The sequence below is a fragment of the Paenibacillus graminis genome (assembly GCF_000758705.1).
Classification (GTDB): Bacteria; Bacillota; Bacilli; order Paenibacillales; family Paenibacillaceae; genus Paenibacillus_AQ; species Paenibacillus_AQ graminis.
Map to the genome: position 1 here is coordinate 4,536,502 of NZ_CP009287.1, position 19,171 is coordinate 4,555,672.

General features: G+C 46.7%; 15 protein-coding genes and 1 riboswitch. Of the genes, 1 reads left to right on the top strand and 14 read right to left on the bottom strand.

Going from position 1 to position 19,171, the window contains the following annotated elements:
* Positions 1–14: 14 nt before the first annotated feature.
* From PGRAT_RS19450 to PGRAT_RS19485, 8 genes are all read right to left on the bottom strand, one after another.
* Positions 15–446 carry a MarR family winged helix-turn-helix transcriptional regulator gene (locus tag PGRAT_RS19450; RefSeq protein ID WP_020429133.1) on the bottom strand — a complete coding sequence of 144 codons (432 nt, stop codon included), beginning with the start codon at positions 444–446 and terminating at the stop codon, positions 15–17.
* A gap of 248 nt (positions 447–694) precedes the next feature.
* A complete protein-coding gene (gene gyrA / locus PGRAT_RS19455) occupies positions 695–3,136 on the bottom strand; it encodes a DNA gyrase subunit A (RefSeq protein ID WP_025704423.1) in 2,442 nt (813 codons plus the stop codon).
* A gap of 345 nt (positions 3,137–3,481) precedes the next feature.
* Complete coding sequence (gene parE, locus PGRAT_RS19460; protein WP_025704424.1) at positions 3,482–5,464, bottom strand: DNA topoisomerase IV subunit B; 1,983 nt, start codon at positions 5,462–5,464, stop codon at positions 3,482–3,484.
* A gap of 65 nt (positions 5,465–5,529) precedes the next feature.
* Entirely contained in the window at positions 5,530–6,507 is a 978-nt protein-coding gene (locus PGRAT_RS19465; protein WP_411830900.1) for an ABC transporter permease, read from the bottom strand.
* Positions 6,508–6,511: 4 nt separating this feature from the next.
* Entirely contained in the window at positions 6,512–7,492 is a 981-nt protein-coding gene (locus PGRAT_RS19470; protein WP_025704426.1) for an ABC transporter ATP-binding protein, read from the bottom strand.
* 55 nt (positions 7,493–7,547) lie between these two features.
* The gene (locus PGRAT_RS19475) at positions 7,548–8,468 is read right to left on the bottom strand and encodes a GDSL-type esterase/lipase family protein (RefSeq protein WP_025704427.1); all 921 of its coding nucleotides are present in this window, start codon (positions 8,466–8,468) and stop codon (positions 7,548–7,550) included.
* A gap of 289 nt (positions 8,469–8,757) precedes the next feature.
* Positions 8,758–9,519, bottom strand: a complete 762-nt coding sequence (locus PGRAT_RS19480; protein WP_042267077.1) for a CAP domain-containing protein — start codon at positions 9,517–9,519, stop codon at positions 8,758–8,760.
* 296 nt (positions 9,520–9,815) lie between these two features.
* A complete protein-coding gene (locus PGRAT_RS19485) occupies positions 9,816–11,771 on the bottom strand; it encodes a WG repeat-containing protein (RefSeq protein WP_025708173.1) in 1,956 nt (651 codons plus the stop codon).
* Positions 11,772–11,895: 124 nt separating this feature from the next.
* Positions 11,896–11,994, top strand: a riboswitch (purine riboswitch).
* A 59-nt stretch (positions 11,995–12,053) separates the two neighbouring features.
* Between PGRAT_RS19485 and PGRAT_RS33340 the strand changes: the two genes are divergently transcribed.
* Positions 12,054–12,215 carry a hypothetical protein gene (locus PGRAT_RS33340; protein ID WP_155990526.1) on the top strand — a complete coding sequence of 54 codons (162 nt, stop codon included), beginning with the start codon at positions 12,054–12,056 and terminating at the stop codon, positions 12,213–12,215.
* Between the two features lie 304 nt (positions 12,216–12,519).
* Here PGRAT_RS33340 and PGRAT_RS19490 read toward each other — a convergent pair whose 3' ends face one another.
* Genes PGRAT_RS19490 through PGRAT_RS19510 form a run of 6 tightly spaced genes read right to left on the bottom strand, consistent with a single transcriptional unit; the run spans position 12,520 to position 19,162 of the window.
* A complete protein-coding gene (locus PGRAT_RS19490; RefSeq protein ID WP_025708174.1) occupies positions 12,520–13,758 on the bottom strand; it encodes an ABC transporter permease subunit in 1,239 nt (412 codons plus the stop codon).
* Between the two features lie 18 nt (positions 13,759–13,776).
* A complete protein-coding gene (locus PGRAT_RS19495) occupies positions 13,777–15,015 on the bottom strand; it encodes an ABC transporter permease subunit (RefSeq protein WP_025708175.1) in 1,239 nt (412 codons plus the stop codon).
* Between the two features lie 12 nt (positions 15,016–15,027).
* Entirely contained in the window at positions 15,028–15,921 is an 894-nt protein-coding gene (locus PGRAT_RS19500) for an ABC transporter ATP-binding protein (protein ID WP_337588178.1), read from the bottom strand.
* Between the two features lie 40 nt (positions 15,922–15,961).
* Positions 15,962–16,738 carry a hypothetical protein gene (locus PGRAT_RS19505; RefSeq protein ID WP_025708177.1) on the bottom strand — a complete coding sequence of 259 codons (777 nt, stop codon included), beginning with the start codon at positions 16,736–16,738 and terminating at the stop codon, positions 15,962–15,964.
* Positions 16,677–17,273: an RNA polymerase sigma factor gene (locus tag PGRAT_RS32530; RefSeq protein ID WP_162165101.1), complete on the bottom strand. Its 597-nt coding sequence runs from the start codon at positions 17,271–17,273 to the stop codon at positions 16,677–16,679. The genes PGRAT_RS19505 and PGRAT_RS32530 overlap by 62 nt, the downstream gene beginning before the upstream one ends.
* Before the next feature lie 53 nt (positions 17,274–17,326).
* A complete protein-coding gene (locus PGRAT_RS19510; RefSeq protein ID WP_162165102.1) occupies positions 17,327–19,162 on the bottom strand; it encodes an ABC transporter ATP-binding protein in 1,836 nt (611 codons plus the stop codon).
* Between the last annotated feature and the right edge of the window lie 9 nt (positions 19,163–19,171).

The following is a 19,171-nucleotide window of genomic DNA, read 5'->3' on the forward strand; positions in this document are numbered from 1 at the left end:
CTTGACCACATATCTTAGGGGGTTGAGCCCTCCGGTGTTGGAGCGACAACCATTTTGCCCATCAGGTAGAGCAGGAGCTGCTGGTTATGGGAAGAAATCGGGTCCAGTGCCTCAGCAAAAAAATCACTGCGGATCTGAAGCCCGCGCTCAGTCTCCCGCTTGCCCGTTTCCGTGATGCTTACCCATACAATCCGCCGGTCGGCAGCATCACGCTCCCGGACAATCAGACCATGCTTCTCCATCCGGTCCAGCAGCATCGTTACCGCTGCCGGGCTGGTCGCCAGATGCGGAGCCAGATCGGAAGGCTTCATCGCGTCACGTTCCTGCAGTAATTCCAGTACGGTGAGTTGGGCATCTGTAAGTGTAGGGGCAAGGTTGCTGTCCATATGTAACTTATAATCCTTCAATAATTTATGCCAGATCTTACTGAATTCAGTGGAGTGCACACTTATTCCTTCCTTTCTAGATCAATTAGGATGGTATCTTATCGGGCCGCTATAACTACATTTTCGCGAGATAACTTCCATTTCCTGCAAAAGAAAAAAATAAATAGCCCGCTGCCATATAAAAATGAATCTTTTGGACTATATATCTGGTACTGCGGGTATATCTTAAAACGGTGTCCGTCTTCTCCGTAGGGAGGTCCCGGACACCGTTCATTTCTTCAGCCCTTGCTGGAATTACGAATCACAGTTTATTTGATCGCGGGAAACAGACTGGTAATCTCGTCCTTCTTCTCTACGGCCATCAGCTGCTTGCCTATCGAACGGCGTTCCCCGAGCGGCGCCGATTCAGAGGAAAAGGTAAACGTTGCCCCCTCGCGGGTAATAGCCAACAGTTCCAGCGGTTCCCGGCAATAGAAGGCACCTGAAATTCTGCTGCCGTTCGGACGGACACGTTTGCCTTCCTTGAATTCGAAGGTTGGCATACCTTTGCCGCCCCGGCTCTGTGCAGGATAGTCCAGGAGGAGCGTGCGTTTGGCATAGCCAATTTCAGTTACAGCCAGGATTTCGCCTTCATCTTCATTGACCCAGAAGCAGGAGACCACCTCGTCTCCTTCACGCAATTGTATTCCCCTCACCCCACTGGCAACACGGCCCATTGGGTTCACTTCGTTCTCACGGAAGCGGATGCTCATGCCTTCACGGGTCACCAGCACAATCTCCTTGTCACCGCTGCTTAACGCCACAGTAATGACCTCATCCCCCTCAGCCACCTTGCAGGCTGCAACCGCCCCTGAGCGGCTGGTAGAGTATTCCTTGAGCTCCGTACGCTTCACTTGGCCCTTGCGCGTGACGAAGACCAGGCTGGCTCCAGGATCATCCATATTGCCCACCGGCAGAATAGCGGCAATCCCATCCCCCTTGGCAAGGCCAATCACGTTGACGATCGCCGTACCCGGCTCTTTCCATTTAAACTCCGGTATCTGATGGACCGGAAGCAGGAAATATTGGCCTTTGCGGGTAAACACAAGCAGGCTGTCCCGGGTATTCAGGTCCATCAGCTTGATGATATGGTCGCCTTCCTTCACACCTGAAGCATGGCGTTCACCGCCTGACCGGGTAAAGGACGGCATGCCGGTCCGTTTGATGTATCCGTCCGCTGAAAGAGCTACAAGAACATCTTCGGCGTTGACGAGCACTTCAAGGCTGACTTTAAGCTCCTCCACTTCGCCCTGGATGAGCGAGCGGCGGTCGATGCCGTATTTGTCGCGGATTTCAATAAGCTCTTTCCGGATTACGGCGATCAATTTCTTGTCACTGTCCAGAATCCCCTGCAGCACGGCAATGCGGGCATGCATTTCGTCCAGCTCCTTCTGGAGCGAATGGATCTCCAGGTTGGTTAATCTGTACAGCTGCAAGGTGAGGATCGAATCCGCCTGGCGTTCACTGAAGCCGAACATCCAGACCAGATTGTTCTGGGCATCCTGGCGGTTCTTCGACGCTTTGATGGCGGCGATGACCTCATCCAGAATGTTCAGCGCTTTGACCAGCCCTTCCAGGACGTGGGCGCGGTCTTCTGCTTTTTCCAGATCGAAACGGGTGCGGTGGGTTACCACCTCGCGCTGATGGGCGATGTAAGCCTCCAGGATAGCCTTGAGGCCAAGCTGCTGTGGAGACTTGTTGACGATGGCCACCATGTTGAAATTATAAGTAACCTGCAGATCGGTTTTTTTGAGCAGGTAAGCCAGGATACCCTGGGCATCCGCCTCTTTCTTAAGCTCGACCACGATCCGGAGGCCATCGCGTCCGCTCTCATCGCGGACTTCAGCAATACCTTCAATCTTCTTTTCCAGCCGGATATTCTCCATGGAGGTGACCAGCCGGGACTTGACGATCTGGAACGGCACCTCAGTAATTACAATCTGCTGCTTTCCGCCGCGCAGCGTCTCAATTTCCGTCTTGGAGCGTAAGTAGATGCGCCCTTTGCCGGTGCGGTAAGCATCCATGATGCCATCGCCGCCCATAATGGTGCCGCCTGTCGGAAAATCCGGACCTTTGATAAAGGTCATGATGTCCTCCAGCGCAATATCCGGTTTCTGCATGACAGCGATGCAAGCATCAATAACCTCACGCAGATTGTGCGGAGGAATTTCCGTCGCGAACCCGGCAGAGATGCCGCTGGTTCCGTTGACCAGCAGATTCGGGTACCGTGAAGGAACTACCACCGGCTCTTTGGCCGTATTGTCAAAGTTGTCCTTGAACAGCACCGTACGCTTCTCGATATCGCGCATCATCTCCATCGCGATCGGCGACAGCCGCGCTTCCGTGTAACGCATCGCTGCTGCCGGGTCATCATCCATGGAACCCCAGTTCCCGTGGCCGTCTATAAGGACGTGGCCCATCTTCCAGGGCTGTGCCATCCGCACCATGCCTTCGTAGATGGACGAGTCTCCATGGGGATGATAGTTCCCCATCACATCCCCGACCGTCTTGGCGGACTTGCGGTATGGCTTGTCAGGGGTATTGCCTGAATCGTACATCGCATACAGAATCCGGCGCTGCACGGGCTTCAGCCCGTCGCGGACATCCGGAATCGCCCGGTCCTGAATAATATATTTGGAATACCGGCCAAAGCGGTCACCGACGACCTCTTCCAGAAAAGCCGGCAAAAACTGTTCTGATAAACTGCTCATTCGCTCACCTTCTGTTCCTCAATCTATCCAACTCAAAATAGTGTGGTGAAATCATCGTCACTGCGGTGAATGTTTGGACTTCCTGCCGCTGTTGTCTCCAGATTTCCTGATTTATACCGATGTTATCGGTGAAATCCGCAGACAAAGGCGGACGCTGCCGCTCCTACAGTTCCAAACTTCCCCTACGCTCCTTTCATCACCAAGCTATTCCAACCCCGGAATTTTCGTCAATTTCCGATAAACACATTTCTGTGCCAGCTGTGCCCCGGCATCTCTACGAAACTCTGCCGCTGAACCGGTGCAAGGGTGAATCACGGAAGTTACTCCGTATCCGCCTAATTCTTGCTACTCCTCAATCTCCGTGAAATCGACATTCTCCACAATCCAGCGCTTGCGGGGGTCAACCTTATCGCCCATCAGCGTGGATACACGGCGCTCGGCTTTGGCGGCGTCCTCAATCTGCACCTGCAGCAGGTTGCGCGATTCCGGATTCATCGTAGTCTCCCACAGCTGATCCGGGTTCATTTCACCAAGTCCCTTGTAGCGCTGCAGCTCGAAATTCTTGCCAAACTCCTTCAGGTAGTTCGCCAGTTCCTCATCGCTCCAGGCGTAGCGTACCGTCTCCAGCTTGCCCGATTTGCGCGTCAGCTTATAAAGCGGAGGCTGGGCGATGTAGACCTTGCCGGCATCGATCAGCGGCTTCATATAACGATAGAAAAAGGTCAGCAGCAGCACCTGGATATGCGCCCCGTCCGTATCGGCATCGGTCATGATGATGATCTTGGAATAATTGCTGTCTTCTACGGCAAAATCCGGTCCGATCCCTGCACCAATGGTGGAAATTATCGCCTTGAATTCGTCGTTCTTAAGCACATCCAGCAGCTTGGCCTTCTCGGAATTCATCGGCTTGCCCTTCAGCGGCAGGATGGCCTGAATCTTGGAATCCCGGCCCTGCTTGGCGGAGCCTCCGGCAGAATCGCCTTCGACAATGAACAGCTCTGTGCGTGTCACATCCTTGGACTGTGCAGGAGACAGCTTGCCGCCAAGATTTGAGCTTTCACTGCGTTTTTTGCCGCTGCGGATCTCATCGCGGGCTTTGCGTGCCGCTTCCCGAGCCTTAGAAGCCTGAATGGACTTCTTCAGCAGACTCTGAGCCACCTGCGGATTTTCTTCCAGGAAACGGGCCATATTCTCAGATACGATATAATCCACGGCACTGCGCGCAGAGGCGCTGCCAAGCTGGTCCTTGGTCTGCCCGACGAATTCCACCTCGGACATCTTGACGCTGATTACCGCCATCATGCCTTCGCGGAGATCATTGCCCTCCAGGTTCTTGTCCTTTTCCTTGAGCAGCTGCGTCCGGCGGGCATAATCATTCAACACCCGGGTGTAGGCTGTCTTGAAGCCTGTTTCATGCGTGCCGCCGCTGCGGGTAGGAATCGAGTTCACGAAGGAAGCCAGCGTTTCTGTATAACCGGCATTGTACTGCAGCGCTACCTCAACTTCAATATCATCCTTCTCCGAGCTGAAATGGATCACATCATGCAGCACATCCTTGCCCTCATTGAGGAACTGCACGAACTGGCTGGCCCCGCCTTCATAATAGTATTCATCCTGGCGGCCGCTGCGTTCATCCGTCAGCATAATGCGCAGTCCGGAATTCAGAAATGCAATCTCCTGCACCCGTTCCGCAAGCGTATCATAATTCAGGGCAATGCCGTTTGGAAAGACGCGAATATCCGGCTTGAACGTAATCTTCGATCCGGTCTTATTCGTATTCCCCAGAACTTCAAGCCCCGTTACGGGCTCACCGACATGCTCCTTCCCGCTTTTATCTACCCAATATTCAAAGCGCTGCCGGTGGATTTTGCCGTCCCGGTATATTTCAACTTCCAGCCACTCGGACAAAGCATTCGTGACTGAAGCCCCTACGCCGTGCAGACCGCCGGATTTCTTGTAGCCGGAGCCTCCGAATTTACCGCCTGCGTGGAGGATCGTAAATACCACCTGCGGTGTAGGCACTCCGGTCTTGTGCATTCCGGTTGGAATTCCGCGTCCGTTATCGAGCACGGTCACTGAGCCATCCTTGCGGAGGGTAATATCAATCTTCGAGCAAAATTTAGCCAAATGCTCATCTACGGCGTTATCCACGATTTCCCATACCAGATGGTGCAGTCCCGAAGAACTCGTACTGCCGATATACATGCCGGGCCGTTTGCGTACTGCAACCAGACCTTCGAGCACCTGAATGTCGTCAGCATCGTATCCAGTCGCGGCAGTGCCGCCGTTCTTGGAGACTTTTGCAAACATATCGATCTGTTCGAGCATTCATGCTCCTCCTTCTTTCTCTATCTGCGAAATGCAAACAAACGTTTTGGTTCACTTTGTACATTCTAATTCAAAATATCCCGTTTCGTAAAGACGGCGAATGAAATGATCACCGAAAGAATCCCCCAAACGGCCAGTACCCCCATGGAAAAAGACAGCGTCATCCCCTCAATGGGAGCGGGTGATCCGGCCAAATACCCGGTCAGACCCAGATTGACCATAAATAAATATTTGGCCGTCGTCCACGCCGAAGCCATATTGGTCAGAATGGTGCCGGCAATCAGCGCCGCCATCATGACCACAATACTTGCGGCTGTGCTGCGGACAAGCACGGACACCATAAAGGCCAGGAGTGCAACAACTACGCTCACGAACCAAATCAAGCCGCCTTGCATCAGCAGATATTTCCACTGCGGCACCGCATGTACGGAGGACATGTCCACGGTGTCACCATTCAGCTGAAAACCCGTAAAGACTGGCACGTTAAATCCCTTATAGCCAAAAGCAAGACCGGAAATAAGGTAGCTGATCACAAAGGCCGCAAGCACAATGAGCGAGACGAACATTAGCAGCGCCGCCATTTTGCTGAACAGCACCTTCCAGCGTTTCACCGGACGGGTCAACAGCATTTTGATGGTCCCGGTGGTCCGCTCTCCAGAGACCAGGTCAGAGGCTACAGCCATAATCAGCAGCGGAATGAACAAGGATACCGAGTTGTCCAAGAACTCCCGGGTGAAGGTTACCCCGCTGGGCTCATTGGGGTTCACATCATGATCCAGATAATATTGCAGCTGCTGGACAAATATTTTCCGGTATGACTTCCATTCCTCCGGAATCCGGTCGCTGCCCAGCGAATTCTGGTTGTCCGTGATCTGCTGCTGAATCTCCAGCCTCCAGTCCGAATTGAACTTATCCTTGTTGCGGTCGGCAATCCGCATCTGTGCATAGGTGAACATAGGCACGAGAACAACCAGAATGAGCAAAATGATGTAGAAACGCTTCTTTTTTATAATCTTCAGGCACTCATTGCGGATGAGCGGCATCAGGCTAGTCAATAGTTTCACCTTCCGTTAGCTTCAAGAATAGCTGTTCCAGTGTGGGATTGATTTTATGCACGGCTCTTACTTCCACTTCAGCTGTAACCAGCACGGCTACAATTTCTGGGATCAAATCCTCCTCCATCACCGTAACCAGAGAATTCGCCCCCATTCCGGCAATTATGGAATCGTCCAGCGTCACCTCATCCAGCTCCATCAGTGAAATATCCGGGCGGCTGTCCAGGATCTTTTTTGCTCTGCTTAACGGTTCCAGTTCCCAGAGTACATAAGGAGAATTCCGGGCGACCAGATCCTCTACTCCGCCTACAGCCAGTACCCGGCCTTTGCTGATGATTGCCACACGGTCACACAGCAGCTGAATTTCGCTCAGCAGATGGCTGGATACAAATACAGCAAGCCCTTCAGCAGCAAGCTGGCGGATGAATTCCCGCAGTTCCTTGATTCCTTTGGGATCAAGCCCGTTGGTCGGTTCATCCAGAATAAGCAGCCGGGGCCGTCCTAGAAGGGCTTGGGCAATGCCCAGACGCTGGCGCATGCCGAGCGAATACGTGCTCACCTTATCGTGAATCCGCTGATCCAGCCTGACAATATCCACTACCTCGTCAATGCGGGCCTTGTCCACTCCCGGCTGCATCCGGGCAAAATGCTGCAGGTTCTCCCACCCGGTCAGGTAGGTATATACCTCCGGGTTCTCTACAATGGAGCCGACATATTGCAGCGCTTTTTCGGGCTGCCGGTTCACATTATAGCCGCATACGGTAATACTCCCCTCACTGGGACGGATCAGATCCACAAGCATGCGGATTGTCGTCGTTTTTCCGGCTCCATTCGGACCGAGAAAGCCAAAAACTTCGCCTTCCCGCACATCAAAGGTTACATCGTTAATAATCCATTTACGGCCTATCTTTTTGCGGACACCCTCGACAGACAGCACTACCGTTCCGGAGCCGCCGCTTTGATCTTTTGTCATCTTTCTCACAGCCCCCTGTTCTCCATTTCTGTGTCCTTTTCACTGTTCATGAGGCTTATTGCACCGCCTGAACGATCCGCTCACTCATCCGCTGGTATCCATCGCCATTCGGATGAAAATGGTCGCCCGATAAATACTTGTCCAGATGGCGGTTGAACAAATCAAAGGTTGGGACAAGCGTCATATTGCTGTGCTTATTAATAATATCCATCGCCGCATTATTCCAGGCGGTGACCGCCTGATTGCCGGGTACAAGCAGCTCAGGAATATCTCCAAAGGGGTTATAAAGCCCCATATAAAAGATCTGTGCCTCAGGATTAATCTCCGCAATGCGTTCCAGTATCGTATTCAGCCGTTTAGCCGCTTCCGGCAGTGCTGCCAGCAGAGATTCGGGGGTTAGATCTCCGGCCCCTTCAGCACCACCAGTCATCCCCTCGCCAGCTCCTAATCCCGAGCCTGCACTGGTACCTGTACCTCCACTGTCGGTACTTTCTGTTTCGGGTACCGCTATTTGCTGGCCTTTACTGCTGCTCCCTAAAAGGTCGGAGCCCCTGAACAGATCATTCCCGCCAATGGAGACCAGGATCACATTGGACTGGCGCAGCGCATATTTCACGCCTTCCTGCTGGAGCCTGCTCTGCAGTCCGGCTGTGGTCATGCCGTTGATCCCCAGGTTGCCGGTCAGACTTGCTTTGCTGCCTTTTGCTGTCAAGCCATCTATTGTGCGCTTTACGAAGCCGCTTCCCTCGTTATCGCCCGTTCCTTTAGCCAGAGAGTCCCCTAATGCCACTATTTTGATTACTCCGTCAGTTGCAGCAGCCGGAGCTGCTGTTTCCTGCGGTAAAGTGGTCAGCAAGGCTTCCCCTCTCGGATACAAGATATCCTTCACTGCATAAACAAACCCGCCCAGCAAAAGAATTGTAGCCGCGATGGAAATCAGGCTGACTGCCCGCCAGGTCCACTTGGAATCGTTCAAAAGCTATCCCCCCGTATGCCGTTCTATTCTGCATTGTTCCACATTTTACAAAGTTCTTAACTATGTAGATAAACATAATTCTTCTATGTGCAATTTGCAAATACTCCGACAAGTAGTAAACGGCTTCGCCGTCCTTAAAAGTAAGGTAACCTTTTCAGCGAAAAATAGAAAGATAATTTATTACGCGAAGGATATAAATTCTTATATTTTGACAAAAAACCGTCCCCGGCTGCGCCGGAGGACGGTTTTTAGTGCTGAAGCAGCTAGGATCTGCTGCAGCAAAATATTTTTACTTTCCGATGAATTCCTGAACCCAATAATTGTTATCAAAACCGACACCGATATAATTGAAATTGGCACTTAAGATGTTGGCCCGGTGTCCTGCGCTGTTCATCCAGGCGGTCATAACTTCCTGAGGTGTCCGCTGCCCCATGGCGATGTTCTCACCAGCATACTGGTAAGTAACTCCAAACGCAGACATCATGTCAAAAGGTGATCCATACGTAGGGGAGGTATGGGAGAAATAATTATTCGCACGCATGTCAGTGGCTTTCGCTGCCGCAACTTTGTTCAGGCTGGCCAAAGCGGACACAGGCGAAAGTCCGGCTGCGGCGCGTTCCTTGTTGACCAGCGTTACAATCTGCTGGGTAAAGGCAGCGGTTCCTGTGGCATCCGAAACTGCCGGAGCTGCAGGAATTGCTGCAGGCTTAGCTGTTGCGACTGGCGCTGCAGGCTTAACTGTCGGCGCTGGTGTTGCCACTGGCTTGGCTGTTGGCGCTGGTGTCGCCACTGGTTTGGCTGTAGCTGTTGGGACTGCAGCCGCCGGTCTGGTAGTGACTGGCTTGGTAATGGTTACAGTGGAACCCTCAAACGAAAATCCATTAGTGCTGTATTGTTGTAGATATTCCATAAACTGTGCAAAGTTGTCAGTCTTCAGGGTCACGGTCTGAATTTCGGATGCTGCATTTGCCTGTAATGGAAGAGAAATGCTAAGCGCCATAACAGCTGCTACACTTCCCCCTAACATCGCTCTTAAAGTCTTGCTCTTCATTCTGCCATCTCCTTATTCGTGTTGTATTGTGGCGGGCTGCCAAGAGTTGCTGAATCAAATATTACAAAGTTGTAATTTGTTCCTCAGTCATTGTAACACAAATCTATCAGCAGTGCGCTTCTAAATTCTGGAGATTAATAGAGCGGCAGAAAGCTCGTCCCTTTAGGCAGCAAAAAGTCCAAGGCCTGGTTCACTATGCCAAAACAGCAAAACCGTTCCCGAAGGAACGGCCGCCGCATATTTAAAAATTTTAATTTTCTTCCATTATAATCGGTATCGGCACACAAAGAGCTTTTCTAATGAAAAGACTGCCAGAATTCACCTTCAGTTGAGATCAGGCCCATGATCTCCGCATAGGGAATACGGAAGGTCGGAAACCCGGCGGCATACGGCGCGATTTCATACGGGGCAAAATACAGGTAAAGCGCCTCTTCATCCACGTAAAACGGCTGATCAGCAGTAATGCCTTTATAAGTGTCCGGAAAAACATAATCATACCGGGGATCGTTCGCAATCTGCTTGCCGACGATATCACTGAGCTTTTGCACATATTTGCTGCCCGGCTTGAACAAGTCACCGAGCCGGTAAAACCTGCCGTTCTTCAGATTGATATGCGTATAGATCCGGGTAGGCATGCCATGGGCCGCTCCGAACGGGAAACGGTATCCGCTAAGCTCCAGGACCAGCAAAACCTTCCGGAAGAAGGATACGGCGAAATCGCCGGTATAACTGAAGTCTTGCGCTCCCGTTCCCGCACCTTCGGCCAGAGAAAGACTCCGCAGCTTATCATTCACTTCTCTGGACACATCCGTAATGGCGATGCCTTCCACCACCGGATAGTACACCAGGTAGTCTCTGTTCGGCTTATATTTTTTCTCCAGCACAGAATAAGGCGGCCGGAGCGGTATCACACCGTTGTGCCTCCATACCTGTTTGCCTCTCCGGTCATAATAAGAGATCCTCTGGTCTACATCTGCCCGGATCAGACTGCCGCTGAAGGAGAGTGTGCCGGAGCCGGGGATGACCGGAGGTTGGGCAGCCTTTTTGCCGCTTTTATCGATAAAATAAGTATTCTGGGCATCGTATACCGACGCCAGGCCGTTCTGGTAATTGTTCACGCCGAGCAGAGGATGGCTGCTGAGGATTCTCCCTGTCACCGCGTCTGCAATAGCGTAGCGTGATCCCCGGTAAGGCTGGGATGCAATCAAAGGGGTTCCAAGTGCAACCCGGTCTTCGCCAAGCTGCAGCACTTCATAATAGGTGGCCGGGATGATCTGTTTGCCCTGCTTATCAATAAGCCCGTAGGCATTGCCATAGTCTGATGCTGTATTAACCACCGCTCTTCCTCCGGAAAAAGGCAGCGCAGCCGTAAACTGCGGTTGTATCGCTATAGTGCCATCTGTGCGGAGATAGCCGTATTTGCCGTTTTCCTCCGCCTGAAAGGCGAGCAAGCCGTCTCCCGGGTAGCCGACAAAAGGATAATTGTACGTGTGCAATACGGCCCCCTGCGGATCGATCAGCGCATACTCACCGTCTTTGATCTTAACCAGTGCAACCCCATCCATGAAATCACCGGCATCCTCATAAACGGCTGGCAGCACCTCTTTACCTTGCGCATCCCAATAACCGTAACGCGAATTGCCGGCAGTGCTCTGTTTGGAGAACAATGCCCGGCCTTCCTGGAGTGAATTCAAATAATCCGCGCGCGCCGAAGTGACTTCTTTGCCCTTCTCATCAATCAGTGTGTAGCCTTTCGCATCCGATACTACAGCTCTGCCTTCAGAAAAAGGGGCAATAAAGGAATAGAGTGGTTTCACTCTTTCCCGGCCGGTACTGTCAATCAGTCCGCTTTTGTCCTTACGCTGCACAATAGCCAGCCCGTTCGCCTGAAATTCCTCGGCATAATCGTACCGGGGCTCGATGGCAGTCTTGCCCTCATTGTTGATATAACCCCAAAGCGTACCCTCTTTCAGCTTAAAAGGCGCCGGGTGCAGCAGTTCAGCCCTCAGCGCACTCTCCTCCACCTCAGGGAGAACAAACAGCGGTTCGAGCGGTTTCCGGGAGTAATCCACCCGGTATAAGCCCGCCACCGCAGGGATCGTTACGAACAACTCTTCATCCGCCCGGATAAAATCCTCTTCCTGCTGGGGAATGCACTCGTTCCAGCCGATTCCATCCCAACGCCACACCTCTGTCTGCACGAGGCCGTTATCCCAGCTTTTGATCAGCTCATTTAATTTGATCCTCAGCATCTATCCGCTCCCCTTTACCATAGCCTTATGCCTACAGGATATGGGCAAGGGCGGATTTATGTGCGTAACGGGGCACGGTTCTATATGTCATGTAGTGTGATCTTGAATTTCATGGTTTCTCCGCATAGTATAGACATAACATTTTTGTATAACTTCGGCGATTAGGGTCGTGGATCTCTACCAGGCACCGTAAATCCTGATTACAAATAAGTGCCAGTGTGCATTTTTTGTAATCAGGATTTTTTAGCATACCCGGGACAAATAGAAAAGGATGTAGAACCTATGAACACTTTTAAATCTCTGCACTCAGACGCATTCAAGTGGCAGGCAAGCAAATCCCGGCGGACCCCTTGTGAGTTCTCCAAAGTGGTGCTTCAGCACGGGGTAAACGCTGTCTCACCGATCCGCACGAAATCGGCAGCGTCGCAGGAGTGGCGGGCATAGGGTACATTCCGGGACGCTCCAAGAGACCTGCCAGTGGATATTTATGTCATGCTTCCTTCCTATGCCGGCAACGAAAAGGCTTCCAGTTTGCTACAGGAGCCATTGGCAAGCGTAGCCCACCACCGCCGTCGTCTCCGATCAGGAGCTGTTCACCGCTACCCGGCACATCGAGGCCATGAACGGCGGGGCTGACAGTGGTACCGCGGCAGGTTTCTCACCTCCCTGCCGCTGCCGGTAGCGGGACTCTGTCGGAGCAGGGTTATGAGCAAATATATGCCGAGACTTGCAAATACGCAGAGCTATTTTAAGTAACCTGATGTTTTCTGAATTTGTGATAAGTAAGTGGCAATAATAAAGCGATGCTTATTATTGCAAAACCTATCGTGAACTTATATTGGGGAATGATTTGTCCAAAGACATGGATAATACCATATCCTGTTACTTTTTTAAACCCATCAAACATATTTCCAGGCAATAAATCCATCAGTTGATTAAACAATAGGCTACTTTTGCTGGCAGGGATAAACAGTGGCCCGATCAAAAATATTCCCATCGCTATAATAACTGGGAATGGGCTATTCATCCAACTGGATAACCACAATGTTACAGCCCCTACAAGCATGCAAGCAAGAATTCCAATAAAAACCACCCATAAGTACGTTTGGAACACCGTGTAGGGTACAGGAGACAATAGATCTATCATCTGTACACTGGCATCTGCTCCATAAAACCCAAATGAGCCAAGAAGTAAAAGGGTATATGTTCCGATTGCAATGCAGGTAACTCCACATGTAACAATAAAACTGGCTTTGAATTTTGCTGTAATGATCTTATTCCGGCCATATCGGGTAGATAAAATCACAGAGTCTGTTCCACTCTGATATTCACTCGCAAATACAGGAGCAAGACTTATTGCGATGACAAATGAAATAATTAGAAAAAAGCTTCTAAGTGACTGAAACACCTTCTGCCAGCCGGTCACATAATCCATTTGAAAAGGAACAGGAATACTCTTATTCATTTCTATAAAAAAATCCTTTTCATTCACAGAATAGTTACCATAGGAATAATCGTAATTTAAATAATCAATAATCTTTTCGATTCGTTTTTGATAGAATGTTTGGGCAGATGATGAATTTAACTTTTCTATTACATGATAATCATATTCTTTTACTGGAGAAAATGTAAACCTGAGTAAGTTGTCCATCTGTTCGTCCATTACTTCAAATTTTGCATATGCCTCACTGGTCAGTTCTTTATTTGCGTTCAGATTTTTAGGATCATATGTTATTTTTTTGTGTCGCTTAACTGCTTCTGCAACTTTGTCTACGGTTAATGGACCTGCATGCTTGCGATCATATTCTTTTCTTAATGAAATAGCGGCTAAACCTTTTAGTTTCTCACCATCTTCATTAATTATCCATGTTCCCGCAACCATCATATTAGTCAAGAATAGAGCTGCCAGTATAACGATCATAATCCCTGCAAGAAATGATCTTTTCCTCGTTATTTTCTGGAGTTCAAACCGGGTTAACGCATCCAAGAACAACCCCCCTATTCATTAAAAAACTTGATGCGTTTTAAACGCCCAATAAGCAAATGGTAGGACTACAACTATAACTAATATAGGAAAAATTGCTAATACCTGGTATTCGGGAATAAGTCTTCCAAAAAAATGAAACAATTTATAATCTGTAATTTTATTAAATGCGTCAAACATATTCGCAGGCAGTAAATCCATTGCATAATTTAAAAACCGGCTACTTTTACTCTCAGGAATCAATAGAGGACCAATAAGAACTATTCCCATTGTAACCATAACAGGAAATGAACTACTCAACCTACTAGACAGCCACAGCGTAACTGCCCCTATGAGCAAACTAGCCGTACTTCCTATGAAGATAGCCCATAGGTAAGTTTGGAATACTGTGAAAGAAACAGGGGCAAAAAAATCAATAATTTGTACACTTGCATTGCCGCCATCAAAACCGAATATTCCTAGCAGCAGCAATGTATATATGGCAAGACCCAATATAATAAATCCTGCTGACACCAGAAAGCTAGCTTTTAGTTTTGCGATTATGAGCTTATTACGGCCATATCTCGTGGATAAAATGATGGAGTCTGTCCGTCTCTGATACTCGTTGGCAAACACAGGGGCAAGACAAGCTGCAATAACGAATGAAATGATTAAAAAAAGATTGGGTAAATTCTCAAATACATTTTTCCAGCCAGTAACATAATCCAATTGGAATGGGATGGAAATGTCCTCATTCATTTTCTTAAAATATGCTTTTTCTTCTTGCGTGTAGTCACCATAAGAATACTCCGTATTCAAATACTCCTGAACTTTACCTAACCGTTTTTGATAAAACTCATTTACATCACTTGGGCTCATTTTATCTATAATATAAAAATCATATCCACCTATAGGAGAAAAAGCATACGAGATTAAAGAATGAATTTGATAATCCTTCACATCAAATGTTCCATTTGCCTCAATTGTCATTTCTCCGTTGCCATCAAGGTTTTTAGGATCTCTCATCAAACTTTGATGCCGTTCAATTGTATTCTTCAATTTATCAACAGTTAATAGGCCAGCAAGTTCTCGGTTGTAATTTTGTTCCAAATGAATAGCGGGTATGCCATGTAAAAATTGCCCGTCTTTGCCTGTTATCCGAGCGTTTGTAATCAGGACAACAGATAAGAATATTGCCGTACATACAACAATCAGTATGCTTGCATAAAAAGATTTCCTTCTTATAATTTTTTTCAACTCAAACCGGGTGAGCGTATCCATTCTTCGTGCCCCCTATTTTCTTCCATTGTTGATTTCGTCCTGTTCATCCTGAAAATGATATAAATAAAAGTCTTCTAACGTAGGTGCTACTGATGTTATTTGTCCAGCAGGTTTTTGCTCAGACACAATCCTCAATTCAACCAGATTTCCTTCGTGCCTAAGATTGCTCACACAATATCGAGCGTTCCATTCTTCAGCTTCACGGACAGGAATATGGCACACCCATACAAACCCTTCCATTGTTGCCGTCAAATCTTCTACGGTACCATGCATTAATAATTCACCTTGCTTCATCACGAGAATCTGATCAGCTATGTATTCTATATCCGAAACAATATGCGTTGAGAGGATAACGATCTTGTCTCTGGCCAAATCAGCGATGAGATTGCGAAAACGCACTCTTTCCTTTGGATCAAGTCCCGACGTTGGCTCATCCAGAACCAGTATTTTGGGGTCATTAATCATGGCTTGTGCTATTCCAAGACGTTGTTTCATCCCACCAGAAAATGTACGTATTTTCTTTCTAGATACATCTTCCAGGGCAACCGTCCGCAGAAGCTCTCGGGTTTTTCCTTTTGAAGCCGAAGGCGTTAATCCTTTCAGGGACCCGATATACCAAAGAAATTCCTCCGCACTGAAGTCGGGATAGTATCCGAAGTCCTGAGGCAGATAACCCAGAAGATCGCGATACCGCTCTCCCATTCGTCCAATGTCCTGACCATTCAACTGGATTGATCCTGAAGTAGGGTTTAAAATGCCACATATCATCCGCATTAGCGTCGTTTTTCCTGCTCCATTGGCGCCCAGCAAACCATACACACCACTAGTGAGTCGGAAGGATATTCCTTTAACTGCTCTTTTAGCAGAAAAATGTTTGTTTAATTGATTCAAGCTCAAATCCAGCATCCTATCTCCTCCTCAGTTATTCCTTCCTAAATTCCAAAACTCAGTTATATATTCGGTAAGCACTATCTAAACTGCAACAAACTTTATTTACACCTCGTACCTCCTTAACCACACCTAAAGATGTGAGCATTAATAACACCAGCCATACTTCCAAAGAATCAAATAGCGTCTGCGCTGCAGAGATCTTTAACATGATCTGTATTAATAGAATTAGGCTGCAAAAAATAAAGCAGTAGTTGCCACAGTTAGAAGTTCGAATTTTATTAAGAATGCACAAGCAACCAAAACAAGTCACATTATAAGGGACCAGCAGAAAAAGCATCAACTTTACGAAATCCGCTTGTATCCAAAAATTCAATAATATCGCCAATATTGTAAGTCCTATAAGATCTGTTATGGCCAACAAACTCATCCTTACAAGCATTAGCTTTTGAAAAAGATGACGTGTACTAAGTTCAATCTCAAGCATATTTGAACTCATAGAACAAGTAAGGGTCTGGATACCCGTCATGACCAACAATGGTGCAGCGGTTGAAGCCAACATGATAAAATCAGAGCTTTCCTCTGACCCTAGGAGAAGGCTGTGTAATAACATACCCATTCCCAATACAATCAACAGTTGCATAGCCCACACTTTCCAACTGATGAAGCGAATTTGACTGATATAAAACTCCAAGAAAGTTGTTCTGCGATTCCCCAGTGTTTGGCGCAATTCTACAGTTGCAGAAGTAATTGTTCTATCCAAATGCTGCTGATCAATGGGAGACGAATGGAAGTTTTTCATTGAACCAAGGATGATTTCTTGTTTCTTGGGCAAACGAATCGCTCCTTTCTAAGTGACGTCTCAAGACCAATAATCCGCGTCTAACCCGGTATTGCACCACACATACATTTATCCCAGAAATCTGAGCAATATCTCGAAAGGTTAAATCCAGACAAAACCTCATAAAAATTGCTTCACGCTGCTCTTCAGGCAGCAATTGCAGCAGTTCACCTATCAATTGTTCTCTTTCTACTTGCTCTTCGACAGAGTTTCCTCGCTGCAATGCCGCTAGGTCTGAGGCTTCTTCAGCGTGCTCCCAAGGCAGTGGAGTCCATTTCCGTAAGTAGTCATTGCACAGGTGACGGGCAATGGTATACAAGTACGCACGACACTTCCCTGAATTTGTATATTTTTCAATATATCTGCAAAAACGCAAAAATGTCTCCTGAGTCAAATCCTTGGACTCTTCTTCACTTCTAACCCGATAGTAACAATACTTCTGAATTCCGCTATAATGCCGTTCAATCAATGGAGTCAGGTATTTTGTTTCTCCTTCTTGTATACGTCGAATCCATTCCCGTTCATCCACCACGTCTCCTCCCTTCTATATGTATAACAGTATTATGATGAAAAAAAGTGATTTTATATTGTGACTTTTTCGCGAAAATCACTATTATTTACATTATCGTAAGAATTCGCCTGCATTTGATATAGACGAGCATAGACTCCTTTTAACTGAATTAATTCGTTGTGATTGCCGAATTCAATCATTTTTCCTGACTCTAGAACAATAATATTATCAACTTGGCGTGTATTTACAAAACGATGGGTTACCATTATACATAATCTACTGCATCTCATTTCTTGGAATTTCATAAAAATCTCATGTTCAGCTATGACATCTAAAGATGCAGTAGGCTCATCCAAAATCAATACAGCAGAGGGCTTCATTAATGCACGGGTAATCGCCAATTTTTGCCATTGACCTAGGGATAAATCTACGCTTCCAGACCATTCTTTTTTCAACTTAGTATCATATTGATTAGGAAGGTTGATGATAAAGTCATTTGCACCAGAACTGATTGCAGCGCTAATAATTCGATCAATATTATCAATATTTTCCAAATTTCCTATTCCTATATTTGTTTTGACATCAAATGGATATTGGATGAAGTCTTGAAATACAGCTGTAACATTTTCAAACAAGCTTGAACGATTAAACTCGTTAATGTTTATTCCATCAACAAGTATTTCCCCTTCTGTTGGCTGATATAAATTCAAAAGTAATTTAATGAATGTAGTTTTACCAGAACCATTTAACCCAACAAGAGAATAAGCATGATTAGCTTCCAAAACAACATTAATGTCTTTTAAAGCGTAAATTTCTGTACCTGGATAACAAAATGAAACAGACTTAAATTCTATTCTTTGAAATGGAATTGGAAATTCTCTTTTATTGTCTTTTTTCTCTACTGGAGTATCTAATAGCTGAAAAATGCTCTGCATATATAAACAGTTCTCATAAGCCGAAGATAAAAGGGTTAATATATTCGAGACTGTATTCTTCAAGTTATCAATTGCTGTTACATACATTGTTAATGATCCAATCGTTAATTTGCTATTTAAGCAAATAATAACAACCAGTATTTTAATAAAATACATAATAGCGTTATCAATCACATCGACCAATGACGTCTCAAATAAAAAACGCTTTCTTATTTTTTTATCTTCGTTTATGTACTTATCCATAATCTCAAGGATTATATTTGTTAGATATCGATCTGAACTAGATAATTTCAATTCTTTTATATAATGATTAGTAATGAGAATGGTTTTTAAGTGTTTAACAAATCGATTCTGTTCAAACCTTTCATTGAACACAGCAAACCATTTATTGAGTATTCTAATACTAATGTAAAACATAGGAATCGAAGAAACTAAGCAAAGCAACACAATAGAAGTATCAAGAAAGATAAGAATTCCCACAATCCCAATGAAAGTGGTTATATTATTTATAAAATTCACTGTCGTTTGTAGAATACTTATACTTCTGTTTAATGATTGGTCACTAGATTTTTGAATTTGATTGTATGTCTCCGAATTATCGAAATCTTTCATTTCTAATTCCATTGTTTTCTCAGAAATTTTTTCAGTTATTGTCTTATTCAAATTGGATGAAAAAACATTCTGTACAAAATTAGAAACTCTCCCCAAAACAGAGCTAAACAATACTAAAGAGAAGTGAATGGACAACCAAAAAAACATCTTTTTAAAAGAAGTTGAAGGAACAGACAAAATTTCAGCTGCAGCATCAATAAATTCTTTCCAGACCCACAACTTACCAGGTATTGTAAGGCCGATTGAGGTATCAACAAGAAGAATGAAAAGAAACGTTCCCCGACTAGTCTTCCAAAGTAAAATAATGGTTTTTAAAAAAACCAGAAGATTTTGTATAACACTTTTTAATTTTTGTATCAAGGCCATCAT

What these genes read in the sequence shown, in the direction of transcription:
- gyrA (WP_025704423.1), bottom strand. Translation starts at nt 3,136, where the DNA reads ATGAGCAGTTTATCAGAACAGTTTTTGCCGGCTTTTCTGGAAGAGGTC.
- parE (WP_025704424.1), bottom strand. Translation starts at nt 5,464, where the DNA reads ATGCTCGAACAGATCGATATGTTTGCAAAAGTCTCCAAGAACGGCGGC.
- PGRAT_RS19465 (WP_411830900.1), bottom strand. Translation starts at nt 6,507, where the DNA reads ATGCCGCTCATCCGCAATGAGTGCCTGAAGATTATAAAAAAGAAGCGT.
- PGRAT_RS19470 (WP_025704426.1), bottom strand. Translation starts at nt 7,492, where the DNA reads ATGACAAAAGATCAAAGCGGCGGCTCCGGAACGGTAGTGCTGTCTGTC.
- PGRAT_RS19480 (WP_042267077.1), bottom strand. Translation starts at nt 9,519, where the DNA reads ATGAAGAGCAAGACTTTAAGAGCGATGTTAGGGGGAAGTGTAGCAGCT.
- PGRAT_RS19485 (WP_025708173.1), bottom strand. Translation starts at nt 11,771, where the DNA reads ATGCTGAGGATCAAATTAAATGAGCTGATCAAAAGCTGGGATAACGGC.
- PGRAT_RS33340 (WP_155990526.1), top strand. Translation starts at nt 12,054, where the DNA reads ATGAACACTTTTAAATCTCTGCACTCAGACGCATTCAAGTGGCAGGCA.
- PGRAT_RS19495 (WP_025708175.1), bottom strand. Translation starts at nt 15,015, where the DNA reads ATGGATACGCTCACCCGGTTTGAGTTGAAAAAAATTATAAGAAGGAAA.
- PGRAT_RS19500 (WP_337588178.1), bottom strand. Translation starts at nt 15,921, where the DNA reads ATGCTGGATTTGAGCTTGAATCAATTAAACAAACATTTTTCTGCTAAA.